Consider the following 14345-nt stretch of genomic DNA (forward strand, 5'->3'; position numbering starts at 1 on the left):
GGTGAGTCCACCACAGACATGGACGCAAAGGAGGTATCGGGATGAGCCAGACAATACTGATGGTCGTCACCAGCCACGGCGAGATCGGCCCGGGCCAGGCGACCGGCGTGTGGTTCGACGAGTTCGCCGAGCCCTATGATCGCTTTCGCAAGGCCGGTTTCGAGGTCAAGGTGGCGAGCCCGAAGGGCGGGCCGGTGCCGCTGGATCCGAAGAGCCTGGAGGCCAGCCATCCGGGGGCGGCCGCCGTGGCCGCCCAGGAGGCCCTGGACGATACGATCGCACTCGATGCGGATATGCATCACGGGGCCTATGCCGCGATCTTCTTCCCCGGCGGGCACGGGACCATGTTCGATCTGCCGGACAACCCGCATGTGCAGCGCCTGGTCGCGGAGTTCCTGGAGAACGACAAGGTCGTGGGTGCGGTCTGCCACGGCCCGGCCTGCCTGGTCGGCGCGATGCTGGCCGACGGGAGTTCGGCGGTGAAGGGGCGCAAGGTGGCTGCCTTTACCAACAGCGAGGAGAAGGCGGTGCAGCTGGACAGCGCGATGCCGTTCCTGCTGCAGGACAAGCTCCAGGAGCTGGGTGGCGAGGTCGAGACCGCCGATGACTGGGCGGATCACGTGGTGGTTGACGGGAAGCTGGTGACGGGCCAGAACCCGCAGTCCAGCAAGAGTGTGGCCGACGCGATCGTACGCCTGCTGCGCGAGGCGGGCTGACCCTCCGCCAATGGGGCCGGGGCCAGGTCCCCGGCCTTTATTGGGCCGATTTGTGAATCCAGTTCAAAAATCGGCTTGGGTTCGATATGCTGCCCGCCATGAGCACCGAGGATCGCAGAAGGCGCGAGCGCGAGGCGCGCGAGGCGCTGTTTATCGAACGGGCCCATGAACGGATCCGCGAGGACGGGCTGCTGGGCCTGCAGATGTCGAAGCTGGCGGCGTATTGCGAGTACGCCACCGGGACCCTGTACCAGCACTTCGAGTCCCGCGAGGACCTGCTGGCGGCGGTGGCGGCGCGCACGACCCGCGAGCGGGCGGGGCGTTTTCGGGCCATCCCGGGGCTGGCCCTGGGCACGCGTTCACGGATGCTGGCGATCGTTCTGACCGATATCGATTTCGCCGCGAACAATCCGGACTACTACCGGCTCACCCAGTACCTGGTGACCGAGGTGGTGTGGGCGAATGTCTCGACGCCCCGGCGCGAGGCGTTGCTGGAGGCGGGGCGTCCGATCAGCGAGGCGGTCCACGCGGTAGTGGCCGAGGCCCGCGAGCGCGGCGACCTGCCGCCGGCGCGGGAGATCTCCGAGGAGGAGATGGGGCTGGGGCCCTGGGCGCTGAACGTGGGGATGCAAAGCCTGGCCAATGCCCGGGGCCTGCTGGATGCCTATGACATCCATCGGCCTTATGACCACCTGATCCGCCATTTCCACGCCCTGATGACCGGCTGGCGCTGGGAGCCGCGAACGGATCCGGACGAGCCCGCGGTGGTGCGCGCCGAGACCGACCGTGTGCGGGCGTCGCTGCGCGCGGCCGGGATCGGCGAGCAGATCGCCGATGACGGCTCGAACGCGGCGGACTGACCCGACCGCGCATATTCATGACGCCGGTGGGGATTGACCCGCCGGCCCGGGAGACTTCGATGAAGCGTTTCATCTTGATGCTGGTGGCGGTCGCCATCGTGCTGGGCGGTATCTTCGGCTTCAAGGTCTTCGTGGATCAGCAGATCGCGGAGTACTTCGAGGATATGCCGGAGCCGGTGGTCACCATCAATGCCGCCGAGGTCGCGACCGATACCTGGACCCCGCGGGTGCGCGCGATCGGCAGTCTGGAGGCGGTCCAGGGCGCGACCCTGAGCTTCGAGGCGCAGGGCATCGTGCAGGCCATCCATTTCGAGAACGGTGCCCGCGTCGAGGCTGGCGATCCCCTGGTGGATCTCGACACCACCCTGGACGAGGCCGAGCTGGAGAATCTGCGCGCGGCCGAGCGCCTGGCGCAGCGCGAGCTGCAGCGAGCGCGCGGATTGATCGAGCGCAACGACATCTCGGACTCCGAGTTCCAGCGGCGCGTGGCGGAGGCCGAGCAGGCCGCCGCCTCGGTGAAGGCCCAGGAGGCCCGCATTCGGCAGAAGAGCCTGCGCGCGCCCTTTGCCGGGGAGCTGGGCATACGCGAGGTGAACGTCGGCCAGTTCGTGGGTCCCGGCGAACCGATCGTGGTCCTCGAGGCCCTGCAGCCGCTGTACGTGAATTTCACCCTGCCCGAGCGGCGTCTGGGCGAGGTCGCCCTGGGGCAGCAGGTCGAGGTGGAGGTGGATGCCTTCGGTGATGCCTTCACCGGCGAGGTGACGGCCATCGAGCCGCGGGTTCGCGCGGCCTCGCGCATGTTCCGCGTGCAGGCCGTACTCGCGAACGAGGAGGGGCGTCTGCGTTCCGGCCAGTTCGCCCGCGTCACGCTGGATCGCGGCGAGGCGGAGGAGGCCGTGGTGGCGCCGCAGACCGCGATCCGCTTCGCCCCCTGGGGACAGTCGGTGTTCGTGATCGAGGAGGATGACGAGGGCCAGCTGCGGGTGGAGCAGCGTCTGATCGAGACCGGCGAGCGCCGGGGTGACCTGGTGCGCGTGCTGGACGGACTGGAGCCGGGCGAGCGCATTGCCGCCAGCGGGCTGCTGAAGCTGCAGAACGACACGCCGGTGGAGATCACCGAGGACGCCCAGCCCGACGCCGAGCGCGATCCGCGCCCGGCGAATCGCTGAGCGGGGCCCGGCCATGCGCTTTACCGACATCTTTATCCAGAAGCCGGTGCTGGCCACGGTGGTCAGCCTGTTCATCCTGCTGTTCGGGGTGCGTGCGGTATTCGATCTGAACGTGCGCCAGTTCCCCGAGGTGCAGAACGCGGTGGTGACCATCAGCACCGCGTACATCGGCGCCGATGCCGATCTGGTGCAGGGGTTCATCACCACGCCGATGGAGCGCGAGGTGGCCGAGGCCGAGGGGATCGACTATCTGGTCTCCACCAGCCGTGCCGGCATCAGTATCGTCGAGGCCCACCTGGAGCTGGACTACGACCCCAACGAGGCGCTCACCCAGATCTCGGCGCAGGTCGACAAGATCCGCAGCGATTTGCCGGCCGAGGCCGAGGACCCTGTCGTGGATCTCTCGGTCGGGCAGGACGTGGCGGCGATGTACATGTCGTTCTACTCCGAACGACTATCGAACAACCAGACCACGGACTACCTGATCCGCGAGGTGCAGCCGGAGCTGGCCACGGTCAACGGGGTGCAGCGCGCCGAGATCCTGGGCGCCCAGAGCTTCGCCATGCGTGCCTGGCTGGATGCCGACCGTATGGCCTCGTTCGGCGTAACCGGGCGCGACGTGCGCGAGGCCCTGGAGCGCAACAACGTACTCTCCGCCGTGGGGCAGACCCGCGGCTCGATGGTCGGGCTGGACCTGACCGCGGACACCGACCTGCAGCGCCCGGAGGAGTTCGAGCAGCTGATCCTGTTCGAGACCGACGGCGACCTGGTCCGTCTGGGCGATGTCGCCGAGGTCGAGCTGGGCTCGGAGAGCTACGACACCTCGGTGCGTTTCAATGGCCAGGCGGCGACCTTCGTGGGCATCGAGCTGGCGCCGGACGCGAACGCGCTGGACGTGATCGCCGAGGTGCGTGACGTCTTCGACGAGCGCATCCTGCCGCGGCTGCCGTCGGGGCTGGAAGGCGAGATCGTCTATGACTCCACCGACTATATCCAGAGCGCAATCGACGAGGTGCTGCTCACCATCGGGCTCGCCCTGGCCATCGTCCTGGTGGTGATTTACCTGTTCCTCGGCTCGCTGCGCAGTGTGCTGATCCCCGCGGTCGCGGTGCCGCTGTCCCTGGTGGGGACCTTCATGCTGATGCTGCTGATGGGGTTCTCGCTGAACCTGCTGACGCTGCTGGCGATGGTGCTGGCGATCGGCATCGTAGTGGATGACGCGATCATCATGCTGGAGAACATCTCGCGGCATATCGAGGACGGGATGTCGCGCATGGATGCGGCGATCCAGGGGGCGCGCGAGCTGGCCTGGCCGATCGTGGCGATGTCGACCACGCTGGTCGCGGTGTTCCTGCCCCTGGGCTTCATCGGCGGGCTGACCGGGACCCTGTTCATCGAGTTCGCCTTCACCCTGGCGGCGACCGTAGTCATCTCCGGGATCGTCGCGATCACGCTGTCGCCGATGATGTGCTCCAAGATCCTGCGCGATGGGGCCGTGGAGAAGCGCGGGCGCATCGAAAGCTGGCTGGATGCGCGCTTCGAGTCCCTGCAGGGCCGCTATCGCCGGCGCCTGCACGGGGCGCTGAACGACCGCTTCACCATTGCGGTGTTCGGGGCCATCGTGCTGGTGTCCTGCTACTTCCTGTTCGTGACCTCGCAGAGCGAGCTGGAGCCGCCGGAGGACCAGGGCTTCGCGTTCTCCATCATGGAGGGCGACGCCTACATGGGCCTGGACTGGCTGGAGCGCAACACCGCGCTGACCGATCGCTTCTTCGACGAGATCCCCGAACTCGAGAACATCTTCATCGTGAACGGCTTCGGTGGGGGCCCGGGCATCGCCGGTGCCAGCAACCAGGCCCTGGGCGGCTTCGTGCTCGCGCCCTGGGATCAGCGCGAGCGGGATACCGAGACCATCCTCGAGGAAGAGCTGCAGCCGCGTCTGGACCGGATCCCGGCGCTGGAGGTGTTCGCCATCCAGCCGCCGCAGCTGCCCACCCCGGGCGATGGCGCGCCGGTGAGCGTGGTCCTCGGGTCCACCGGTTCGTTCGAGGAGCTGGAGCAGTTTGCCGACGAGATCGTGGGTCGAGCGATGGAGACCGGGCGCTTCATCTTCATGGATACCGATCTCGACTTCGACCAGCCCCAGGTGGACCTGAAGATCGACCGCGAGCGCGCCGCCCAGCTGGGCATCGACATGGCCACGCTGAATGCCGATCTCGCAACCATGCTGTCCGGTGGCTTTGCCGGGCGTTTCGCGATGGAGAACCGCAGTTACCGCGTGATCCCGCAGGTGCAGCGCAGCGAGCGCCTGAATCCGGAGCAGCTGGAGGAATTGTTCACCCGGACCCGCGATGGCGAGCCGATCCCGCTGTCCAGCATCGTGACGCTGGAGGAGACGGTGACCCCGCGCTCGCTGAAGCGCTTCCAGCAGCTCAACGCCGTGACGCTTTCCGGCGTCCCGCGCCCGGGCGTAACCCTGGGCGAGGCGCTGGACATCATCGACGAGATCGCCGCGGAGGTCCTGCCGCCGGACGTCAGTGTCGACTACGCCGGCCAGTCGCGCCAGCTGAAGGCCGAGGGCGGGGACCTCGTGGTCACCTTCTTCTTTGCCCTGCTGGTCATCTTCCTGGTCCTGGCGGCGCAGTTCGAGTCGTTCCGCGACCCGCTGATCATCCTGACCACGGTGCCGATGTCGATCGCCGGGGCATTGATCTTCATCAGCCTCGGCGTGACCTCGCTGAACATCTACACCCAGGTCGGCCTGCTGACGCTGATCGGACTGATCGCCAAGCACGGCATCCTGATCGTGGAGTTCGCCAACCAGCTGCAGCGTCAGGGGCGCAGCCTGCGCGAGGCCATCGAGGAGGCCGCGTCCCTGCGTCTGCGCCCGATCCTGATGACCACCACGGCGACGGTGGTTGCTATGGTGCCGCTGCTGATGGCCGCCGGGGCTGGCGCCGGCTCGCGTTTCGCCATGGGGCTGGTGATCGCCAGCGGCATGGCGATTGGCACGCTGTTCACCCTGTTTGTGGTGCCGGCCATCTACCTCTACCTGGCCCGTGATCACCAGGCGGCCAGCGGCGCCGAGCCCGCTGCGGACCCCGCCTCCTGAAGCCGTCCGCGCCGACCCGGGCGTCGGGCTCCGGGCGGTCGGTGAAGCCGTCTGTGCAATCCGTCGCGACAAAGGCATGCACGGACTACGGTCTTGGACTACAATCGCAATCCGCATTGCGGCGCGAGCGACGGATTCCGGTCTGGCCGCGCCGCTGCGAACCGAACCCCTGCCGGTCAGCGGCCCTCCCGCTGCCCGGCTTTTATATAAACGATAGTCTATTGGTCGTATCTAGATTATTTATTTGTTATTAGTGATTGCCCTCCCTAATCTAGTCGACCGTCACGATTAACCAACGCGTAGGAGAAAGCCACATGGCCGCCAAGAAGTACTCCGCGGGTGTCAAGGATTACCGCGAAACATACTGGATGCCGGAATACATGCCGCTGGATACCGATCTGCTGGCATGTTTCAAGATCACCCCGCAGCCGGGCATCGACCGCGAAGAAGCGGCAGCCGCTGTGGCGGCCGAGTCGTCCACCGGTACCTGGACCACGGTGTGGACCGACCTCCTGACCGACATGGATTACTACAAGGGTCGGGCGTACATGATCGAGGACGTCCCGGGTGACGACGAGTCCTTCTACGCGTTCATCGCCTACCCGATCGACCTCTTCGAAGAAGGCTCGATGGTGAACGTGTTCACCTCGCTGGTCGGCAACGTGTTCGGCTTCAAGGCCATTCGTGCCCTGCGCCTGGAAGACGTGCGCTTCCCGATGGCCTACGTGAAGACCTGTGGTGGTCCGCCTTCCGGTATCCAGGTCGAGCGCGACAAGATGAACAAGTACGGTCGTCCGCTGCTGGGCTGCACCATCAAGCCGAAGCTGGGTCTGTCCGCGAAGAACTACGGCCGTGCCGTGTACGAGTGCCTGCGTGGCGGCCTCGACTTCACCAAGGACGACGAGAACATCAACTCGCAGCCGTTCATGCGCTGGCGTGATCGTTTCGAGTTCGTGCAGGAAGCGACCGAAAAGGCCGAAGCCGAAACCGGCGAGCGCAAGGGTCACTACCTGAACGTCACCGCGCCGACCCCGGAAGAGATGTACAAGCGTGCCGAGTTCGCCAAGGAGATTGGCGCGCCGATCATCATGCACGACTACATCACCGGCGGCTTCTGCGCCAACACCGGCCTGGCCAACTGGTGCCGCGACAACGGCATGCTGCTGCACATCCACCGTGCCATGCACGCGGTGCTCGACCGCCATCCCAAGCACGGTATCCACTTCCGTGTGCTGGCCAAGATCCTGCGTCTGTCCGGTGGTGACCACCTGCACACCGGTACCGTGGTCGGCAAGTTGGAAGGTGACCGCGCCGCGACTCTGGGCTGGATCGACCTGCTGCGCGAATCCTTCGTGCCGGAAGACCGCTCGCGCGGCATCTTCTTCGATCAGGACTGGGGCTCCATGCCGGGCGTGTTCGCCGTGGCCTCCGGTGGTATCCACGTCTGGCACATGCCGGCCCTGGTCTCCATCTTCGGCGACGACTCCGTGCTGCAGTTCGGTGGCGGTACGCTGGGTCACCCGTGGGGCAACGCCCCGGGTGCGACGGCCAACCGCGTTGCGCTGGAAGCCTGTGTGCAGGCGCGTAACGAAGGTCGCGAGATCGAAAAGGAAGGCAAGGAGATCCTCACCCAGGCCGCCCAGCACAGCCCCGAGCTGAAGGTGGCGATGGAGACCTGGAAGGAGATCAAGTTCGAGTTCGATACCGTCGACAAGCTGGATACCCAGCACAAGTGATCGCCCGAGTGCGGGCGGCCTGACGGGTCGCCCGCACCCTGACAGAACAAGAGCATAGGATTACCGACATGTCCGATATTCAGAACTTCAAGCCGGTACAGAAGTACGAGACCTTCTCCTACCTGCCCGAGATGAACGCCGATCAGGTGCGCAAGCAGATTGAATACTGCCTCGCCCAGGGCTGGAACCCGGCGGTGGAATATTCCGAGAAGGAAAACGCCATGTCCCATTACTGGTACATGTGGAAACTGCCGTTTTTCGGCGAACAGTCCGTGGAAGCGGTCCTTCAGGAAATCGAAGAATGCCGCCGCTCCAACCCGGGCATGATGGTTCGCTTCATCGCCTATGATAACTACGCCCAGAGTCAGGGCATGGCCTTCGTGGTCGACCGCGGTCGTTAAGAGAGGCCCCGGTGCCTGCCGGGCCCGGTTGCGGGCCCGGCAGTTCAGTTCAGCGTTATTTACCGTTGCTGCCGCCAACTGTAAGGAAGTGCCATGAGTAATCCGACATCTGCGTCTGAAGGTCTCTCGGGGCGCGAACGTGCCCTGGAACGGCGCAAGGCCATGTCTCGTAATGGCAAGGCTGCCGTGAAGTCGACCGGCCAAAACAAGGGGAACAGCCGTTCCGCCGCGGCTGCGCAACAGGCGCGCCAGGCGAAAGCGGAACCCGCCCCGGCACCCCAGGCGCGGGAGCCGGAGACGCACTCCAGCGAATCGTCGTCGCCGGTCTCCTTCGAGACCCGCGACACCACCCCCGAGCGCCGCCCCGAGCCGGGCGCGCACGCGGGTGCCTCCAACGGCCGCCAGGCCGCCCTCGAGCGTCGCCAGAAGATGGCGCGCCAGGGCAAGAAGGCCGTAGGCCGCACCAACACGCGAGCGCAGGTATCCGGCGGCATGGCCCGCGCCGGCGCCGAGCGTTCGCGCCAGCTCGAAGCACTGGCCCAGTCGCAGAACGTCGAGGTCGACTGCTCGAACATGAGCGGTCGCGAGATTTGCCGCCTGCGCCGCCAGGCCCTGTCGACCGACGGCAAGAAGGCCGTGGCGCCGGAGCCCCGGCGGGAAGACCGCATCAAGGGCACCGAGCCGACCGCGTCCGAGCGCAGCGATGCGAAGAAAGACTGCGGCTGCGGTTGCAAGGGCGAGAAGTCCGGGCGTGAAGAGGCCCGCGACACGGCCCCGTCCCAGGAGAACGCCGTGGTCGAGAGCGGTCTCGATCAGCTGTGCGACAAGGTCGAGTCCGGAGGCGAGGCCGCCGGTCCGCACCCGATGATCTCCGAGGTCCGTGCGATCTGCATGGCCCGCCGCGATGCCATGGCGCAGAACGGCAAACAGGCCCTGCGCCGCCGCTTCAAGAGTGGCCAGGCCCGTGGCGCGCTGCCGCAGGAAGGTGCCTGGAAGGCCGCCAAGCGCAAGGGCATGTCCACGCGCGAAGTGGCGCGCCAGCGGCGCGAGGAACTCTGCAAGCTGGGGCGTGGCTCCTCCGAGCCGGGCCGCCCCTGCGGACGTCCGCGTCCGGCGGAGGACGACGCGCCCCCGAAGGTCGAGGAAGGCACCACGCTGGCCGGCAGCCACGTGAGCGGCACCCAGGTGGAGCGTACCTCCCACGTGACCGGCACCGAGGCGGGCAGCTGCTCGTCGATCACCGGTACCGAGTACCTGGGCCTGGAGCACTACGAGCGCTACTGCGGCGTGCGCCCGGCGGGCAATCCGCCCAAGGTCGGCACCTCGCATACCTCCCATGGCCAGTCCGTGAGTGGGACCGAGGTCGGGCGTTCGACCCGCGTAACGGGTGACGAGCGGGGTTCCTGCGAGACGATCACCGGTACCGAATACCTCAGTACCGAGCAGTACGAAGGCTTCTGCGGCACCCGTCCGCAGGCGGGTCCGGCGCGCACCAGTGTGATGGTGACGCGGCATGGTGAAGGCGTGTCGGGGACGTCGGTCGGGCGCAGCCCCAAGGTGACGGGCGACGAGTCCGGGTCCTGCCGCGATGTCACCGGTACCGAGTACCTGAACACCGCCGCCAGCGAGGTCCCTTGCAACACGGGAAAGCCGAACGGAGCGCCGATGAAGGTCGGCGTCATGCATACCCTTCGCGGTCGTGAACTGACCGGTACCGAAGTCGGGCGCTCCGTCAAGGTCACGGGTGACGAATACGGCAGCTGCAAGCCGGTTACCGGAACGGAATATCTCGGCACCGAACAGTTCCAGGGGTTTTGTGGTACCCGCCCGGAACCGGCGCCGGCCAAGGTCCAGGAGTCGCACACCATGGAAGACCAGAGCGTGACCGGGGTGGCCGTGGGCCGCAGCCCCAAGGTCACCGGCGACGAGAGCGGCTCCTGTGCCTCGCTGACCGGTACGCCGTACTACAACAAGTCCGACTTCGGGGATCTTTGTGATCGTCCGGCAGCCGGAGGCGTGCCCAAGGTCGGCGTGATGCATACCCTGCGCGGTCGCGAGGTGTCCGGTACCCAGGTGGATCATTCCATCCACGTGACGGGTGACGAGTACGGCGGCTGCAAGCCGATCACCGGCACCGAGTACGCCGGCTCCGAGCATTATGACGCCTTCTGTGGCGGCCAGCGTCCGGATGCGGCGCCGGAAAAGGTGACGGTCGGCCGCACCTGGAATCAGCAGGCGGTGTCCGGCACTGCGGTGGGTCGTTCCGCTCGCGTGACGGGTGACGAATACGGCGCCTGCAAGCCGGTCAGCGGCACGGCGTACATCGGGCCCGACCAGTACGACCAGTTCTGCGAGACGCAGGATGCACGGGTCGCCGAGACCCGCGTGGCGGAGCGTCATTCGACGCCGGCCCATCCGGTCTCCGGCAGCCAGCCGGGATACGACGAACGCGTGACCGGAACCGAGCGCGGTGCCTGTCAGGACGTCTCCGGTGCCCCGTATGTGGGTGCCAACGAGTTCGCCCAGACCTGCGCCAGCGTGGCCGGCAGTCTGCACCCGCGTCTTCGCCCGGAAGGGATGCAGGCTGCGGCTCCGGCGCAATCGGCACCGCAGGTTGCCGAGCGTCCGATGCCGAATGCCGGGTTCAGCGTGGCGACGCCGGCACGGTCGGCAGCGGAACGCCGCGAGCGTGTGACCGGCACTGCCTATGGCACGAGCGGACGCCTGACCGGCTCGATCAACAAGGCCATGGGGCTGGTGTCCGGTACCGAGGAGTTCCGCTACAACGGGGGCCAGCAGGCCGTCGCGGCGGCCCCGGTCGAGGAAGGCCAGAAGGTCGGTGCCGACCGAGTGACCGTGAACGGCAGCAGCAATGGAGTCTCCATTACCGGCGATGACTGGCAGCGCGGCGACCGGGTGACCGGCACCGAGGGCTTTTCCACGCGCCGTAACGCGACCCAGAAGGGCAATCCGCGCGGCGAAGGCCGCAGTGCCTACGTGAATCGCGAACTCGAACGCAAGGACGTGCCGCCGAGCAAGATCACGGGTTCCTCCGGGAACAGCGACGCCGGTTCCCTGGTGACGCTGTCCGGCGGGGCGCGCGGCTAAGGCCGGGCGAGGGCACAGGACGCCATGGTGCGAGGTCGTCGCAAGAACAGCACCCCGGGCTCGCGGTTCGCGAAGTCCCGGGCGGTGGCTGCGCGCGCGGCGGCCCCGGCCCCGGCGGCACCGGTTTCCGCGGTGCCACCGGCGGCCCCTACCGGCTCGTCCGGTATGGAGGCGACCCGGGAGCTGCGGCCGGGCCATCCGCTGGCGGATGTGGCGATGAACGAGCGCCTGCATGCCTTCGAGCGGGGGTTCCGCGAGCGCTTCGCGCAGCTGGTGCCGGTCCTGAAGGAAGTGCACGCGCTGCAACACGAGCGCGACTTCGAGGAACGGGCCCAGGCGATTGTGCAGGAGCAACTGGGTTACCGCTTGCCGGAGAAGGCGCTGGAGGATGCCTGGATCAACGATCTGGACACGCGGGAGCTGTACCTGCACGGGACGTTCGAGCTGTTTGACCAGGTGGTGAACGAGTACTGGGCGGGTCGGGATGACCTGGTCGCGGAGGCGGAAAGCGCGATCGCGTATTTCCTCGACTGCGACTTTCACGAGGTGGACATCTCGCCCTGTTCCGATGGCCGTCTGCTGGGCCTGCGGCGCTTCATCCTGCGCCTTCCGGATCTGGCGGTACGGGTGAAGAGCTATGCCGGCGCGCAGTTCGACATCGAAGAGGATGTGCGCCACTGGACTAAGCGCGAGTTGCTGCGCTTCCGCGAGGGGCGGCCGACGACGGCCGATGTCCCCAGCCGCTATCTGAAGATCGCGGCCTACCACTACAGTGGCGCGGATCCGCTGCATCAGGGTTGCGCGGCGCACGGAAACAGCGAACGCGACGCGGCCGATGGCGCGCTGCACCAGCTGCGCGCGTTTCGCCAGGCGATCGAGAACACCTACTGCTGTGGGGCCTCGGTGGACACGCTGCTGATCGGCGTCGATACGGACACGGATGCGGTGAAGATCCACATCCCGGACGCCGACACGCGGATGAGCCTGTACCGCTTCGTGGACAGCGCGCAGCTGTACCGCGAGACGCAGGGACTGGACGAACAGGCGGCGTCGCTGCGGGTGTACCAGGCGATCCAGGATGCGATCCACCAGCAGGGCTGGGGACGCGGGAACGGCGCCCCGCACGAGGGCATGCTGCGGCTGATCTCGCGGCTGCTGCTGAACAATATTTCGCAGCTCGACTATGTGGCGCGGTACCACGGCGGGCACTACGCCGACGTGGGCCACCGGGAACGGGTGATCATCGTCGGCCAGGAGATCGAGGAGATGCAGGTGCGCAACTTCGCATACTTCGCGCACCTGGAGACGATGGAAGAGGGCTCCGAAGGTACGGACGTCGGGGTGAACAAGATTTTTCGGAAGTTGAATGTCGAGCGCGGCCTGCCGGTGCCGGTGGTGATTCATTACCGCTACGACCGCAAGGTGCCGGGATCGCGGGAACGGGTGGAGGCACGCTGCCGTCGCATCCGCGACCAGATCATGGATCGCTATCGCGACCTGGCAGAGAAGGGCCTGATTGGCTGCCACATGGTGATCCGCGACAAGCGTAGCGGAAGCCGTCTGGAACCGCTGGCCGCCTGACGCACACGGGAACGGGAATGAAGATCTGCAAGGTTGAGAAGACGCTGGTTTCGACCAACCGCATCCGCGATCTGGGGCACCGGCCGTTGCTGGTGGTCCAGGAGAAGGCCGGTGGTCCGCGCACCGTCGCGGTGGACGCGGTCGGCTGCGTACCGGGTGACTGGGTGATCGTAGTCGGTAGCTCGGCGGCACGTGAGGCGGCCGGTGACAAGTCCTATCCCAGTGACGCGACGATCGTCGGGATCATCGATTACTGGGAGGAGCAGTAGCTCCATGGAAATCATGCAGGTGCAGGACGAACTGGTGGTGACCCGTCGCGTGGACGGGCTGAAGACCATGTCGCTGCGCGTGCTTGTGGACCAGAAAGGGGCCCTGAACGTGGCGGTGGACACGGTCGGGGCGCATCCGGGCAACTGGGTGTTCACCATCAGTGGCTCGGCCGCGCGCTACGCGCTGGACGACAACAGTATTCAGACCGATCTGACGATCGGCGGCATCATCGACCACTGGGACGATGGTGGAAAGAAGACGGAAGGGTCGAAGGACGAGGCAGGACGAGACCAGACCGATGCACAGCGCTCTGCTGGTTCCCGCAAGGCGGCGTGAGCGTCATTTTTTGAAAAACTGTAACTCCAGGAGAGAAGACAATGGCAACTGAACGTTTTGGTGTGGCGCTGGGCATGATCGAGACCCGTGGTCTGGTGCCGGCGATTGAAGCCGCGGATGCGATGACCAAGGCCTCCGAAGTGCGCCTGATCGGTCGTCAGTTCGTGGGCGGTGGCTACGTGACCGTGCTGGTCCGTGGCGAAACCGGTGCCGTGAACGCTGCCGTGCGCGCCGGTGCGGATTCCTGCGAGCGTGTGGGTGACGGCCTGGTGGCCGCGCACATCATCGCCCGCGTGCATTCCGAAGTGGAAAGCATCCTGCCCGAGCAGGTTGAAAAGTAATTCATCTGTAACGCTTGATAGGAGTTGAGTAATGGCTAGCGAAAACTTTGGTGTGGCCCTCGGCATGATCGAGACCCGTGGTCTGGTGCCGGCGATCGAAGCCGCCGACGCGATGACCAAGGCCTCCGAGGTGCGCCTGATTGGTCGTCAGTTCGTGGGTGGCGGCTACGTGACCGTGCTGGTCCGTGGCGAAACCGGTGCCGTGAACGCCGCCGTGCGTGCCGGTGCGGATTCCTGCGAACGGGTGGGTGACGGCCTGGTGGCCGCGCACATCATTGCTCGCGTCCATTCCGAGGTGGAAAACATCCTCCCGGAAAAGCCGTAACTCGCGGTAGTCGAACGCCGTCGGGCCCCGGTGGGTCCCGGCGGCTTTTTTCAAGAAGAGGTAGATGATGGCTAGCGAAATTTCTGGTGTGGCCCTTGGCATGATCGAGACCCGCGGTCTGGTCCCGGCGATCGAGGCCGCGGATGCGATGACCAAGGCCTCCGAAGTGCGCCTGATCGGTCGTCAGTTCGTCGGTGGTGGCTACGTGACCGTGCTGGTCCGTGGCGAAACCGGTGCCGTGAACGCCGCCGTGCGTGCCGGTGCGGATTCCTGCGAACGCGTGGGTGACGGCCTGGTGGCCGCGCACATCATTGCGCGTGTGCATTCCGAAGTGGAAGGCATCCTGCCGACGGCCCCGACCGCCAGCGGTTCGGCCAGCTGAGGCGACAT

At 66.4% G+C, this 14345-nt stretch carries 13 protein-coding genes; all 13 read left to right on the forward strand.

Annotation, left to right across the window (positions count from 1 at the left end; translation table 11 throughout):
* Positions 1 to 41: 41 nt before the first annotated feature.
* The 13 genes from D106_RS0106155 (at position 42) to D106_RS0106215 (ending at position 14337) form a co-directional block, all read left to right on the forward strand.
* Positions 42 to 716, forward strand: a complete 675-nt coding sequence (locus D106_RS0106155; protein ID WP_026279176.1) for a type 1 glutamine amidotransferase domain-containing protein — start codon at positions 42 to 44, stop codon at positions 714 to 716.
* Positions 717 to 802: 86 nt separating this feature from the next.
* Positions 803 to 1576 (forward strand): TetR/AcrR family transcriptional regulator, encoded by a 774-nt coding sequence (locus D106_RS0106160; protein ID WP_018879536.1) that lies wholly within the window; start codon positions 803 to 805, stop codon positions 1574 to 1576.
* Between the two features lie 59 nt (positions 1577 to 1635).
* Positions 1636 to 2745 (forward strand): efflux RND transporter periplasmic adaptor subunit, encoded by a 1110-nt coding sequence (locus D106_RS0106165; protein WP_018879537.1) that lies wholly within the window; start codon positions 1636 to 1638, stop codon positions 2743 to 2745.
* A gap of 13 nt (positions 2746 to 2758) precedes the next feature.
* Positions 2759 to 5857 (forward strand): efflux RND transporter permease subunit, encoded by a 3099-nt coding sequence (locus tag D106_RS0106170; protein ID WP_018879538.1) that lies wholly within the window; start codon positions 2759 to 2761, stop codon positions 5855 to 5857.
* Positions 5858 to 6171: 314 nt separating this feature from the next.
* Positions 6172 to 7593 (forward strand): form I ribulose bisphosphate carboxylase large subunit, encoded by a 1422-nt coding sequence (locus D106_RS0106175; RefSeq protein WP_018865975.1) that lies wholly within the window; start codon positions 6172 to 6174, stop codon positions 7591 to 7593.
* A gap of 68 nt (positions 7594 to 7661) precedes the next feature.
* Positions 7662 to 7994, forward strand: coding sequence for a ribulose bisphosphate carboxylase small subunit (locus tag D106_RS0106180; RefSeq protein WP_018865976.1), 333 nt, complete (start codon positions 7662 to 7664; stop codon positions 7992 to 7994).
* 162 nt (positions 7995 to 8156) lie between these two features.
* A complete protein-coding gene (locus tag D106_RS0106185) occupies positions 8157 to 11102 on the forward strand; it encodes a CsoS2 family carboxysome shell protein (protein ID WP_018879539.1) in 2946 nt (981 codons plus the stop codon).
* A gap of 24 nt (positions 11103 to 11126) precedes the next feature.
* Entirely contained in the window at positions 11127 to 12683 is a 1557-nt protein-coding gene (locus D106_RS0106190; RefSeq protein ID WP_051074737.1) for a carboxysome shell carbonic anhydrase, read from the forward strand.
* A gap of 17 nt (positions 12684 to 12700) precedes the next feature.
* A complete protein-coding gene (locus D106_RS0106195) occupies positions 12701 to 12952 on the forward strand; it encodes a carboxysome peptide A (protein ID WP_017940626.1) in 252 nt (83 codons plus the stop codon).
* Between the two features lie 4 nt (positions 12953 to 12956).
* Complete coding sequence (locus D106_RS0106200; RefSeq protein ID WP_017940627.1) at positions 12957 to 13289, forward strand: carboxysome peptide B; 333 nt, start codon at positions 12957 to 12959, stop codon at positions 13287 to 13289.
* Positions 13290 to 13330: 41 nt separating this feature from the next.
* Positions 13331 to 13630: a BMC domain-containing protein gene (locus tag D106_RS0106205; protein ID WP_012982275.1), complete on the forward strand. Its 300-nt coding sequence runs from the start codon at positions 13331 to 13333 to the stop codon at positions 13628 to 13630.
* A gap of 31 nt (positions 13631 to 13661) precedes the next feature.
* On the forward strand, positions 13662 to 13955 hold the full coding sequence (locus D106_RS0106210; protein WP_012982276.1) for a BMC domain-containing protein: 294 nt from the start codon (positions 13662 to 13664) through the stop codon (positions 13953 to 13955).
* Positions 13956 to 14022: 67 nt separating this feature from the next.
* A complete protein-coding gene (locus D106_RS0106215; RefSeq protein ID WP_026181393.1) occupies positions 14023 to 14337 on the forward strand; it encodes a BMC domain-containing protein in 315 nt (104 codons plus the stop codon).
* The last annotated feature ends 8 nt before the right edge of the window (positions 14338 to 14345 follow it).

The sequence above is a fragment of the Thioalkalivibrio sp. ALE9 genome, from assembly GCF_000377445.1.
Lineage (GTDB): Bacteria > Pseudomonadota > Gammaproteobacteria > Ectothiorhodospirales > Ectothiorhodospiraceae > Thioalkalivibrio.

What these genes read in the sequence shown, in the direction of transcription:
- D106_RS0106155 (WP_026279176.1), top strand. Translation starts at nt 42, where the DNA reads ATGAGCCAGACAATACTGATGGTCGTCACCAGCCACGGCGAGATCGGC.
- D106_RS0106160 (WP_018879536.1), top strand. Translation starts at nt 803, where the DNA reads ATGCTGCCCGCCATGAGCACCGAGGATCGCAGAAGGCGCGAGCGCGAG.
- D106_RS0106165 (WP_018879537.1), top strand. Translation starts at nt 1,636, where the DNA reads ATGAAGCGTTTCATCTTGATGCTGGTGGCGGTCGCCATCGTGCTGGGC.
- D106_RS0106170 (WP_018879538.1), top strand. Translation starts at nt 2,759, where the DNA reads ATGCGCTTTACCGACATCTTTATCCAGAAGCCGGTGCTGGCCACGGTG.
- D106_RS0106175 (WP_018865975.1), top strand. Translation starts at nt 6,172, where the DNA reads ATGGCCGCCAAGAAGTACTCCGCGGGTGTCAAGGATTACCGCGAAACA.
- D106_RS0106180 (WP_018865976.1), top strand. Translation starts at nt 7,662, where the DNA reads ATGTCCGATATTCAGAACTTCAAGCCGGTACAGAAGTACGAGACCTTC.
- D106_RS0106185 (WP_018879539.1), top strand. Translation starts at nt 8,157, where the DNA reads ATGTCTCGTAATGGCAAGGCTGCCGTGAAGTCGACCGGCCAAAACAAG.
- D106_RS0106190 (WP_051074737.1), top strand. Translation starts at nt 11,127, where the DNA reads ATGGTGCGAGGTCGTCGCAAGAACAGCACCCCGGGCTCGCGGTTCGCG.
- D106_RS0106195 (WP_017940626.1), top strand. Translation starts at nt 12,701, where the DNA reads ATGAAGATCTGCAAGGTTGAGAAGACGCTGGTTTCGACCAACCGCATC.
- D106_RS0106200 (WP_017940627.1), top strand. Translation starts at nt 12,957, where the DNA reads ATGGAAATCATGCAGGTGCAGGACGAACTGGTGGTGACCCGTCGCGTG.
- D106_RS0106205 (WP_012982275.1), top strand. Translation starts at nt 13,331, where the DNA reads ATGGCAACTGAACGTTTTGGTGTGGCGCTGGGCATGATCGAGACCCGT.
- D106_RS0106210 (WP_012982276.1), top strand. Translation starts at nt 13,662, where the DNA reads ATGGCTAGCGAAAACTTTGGTGTGGCCCTCGGCATGATCGAGACCCGT.
- D106_RS0106215 (WP_026181393.1), top strand. Translation starts at nt 14,023, where the DNA reads ATGGCTAGCGAAATTTCTGGTGTGGCCCTTGGCATGATCGAGACCCGC.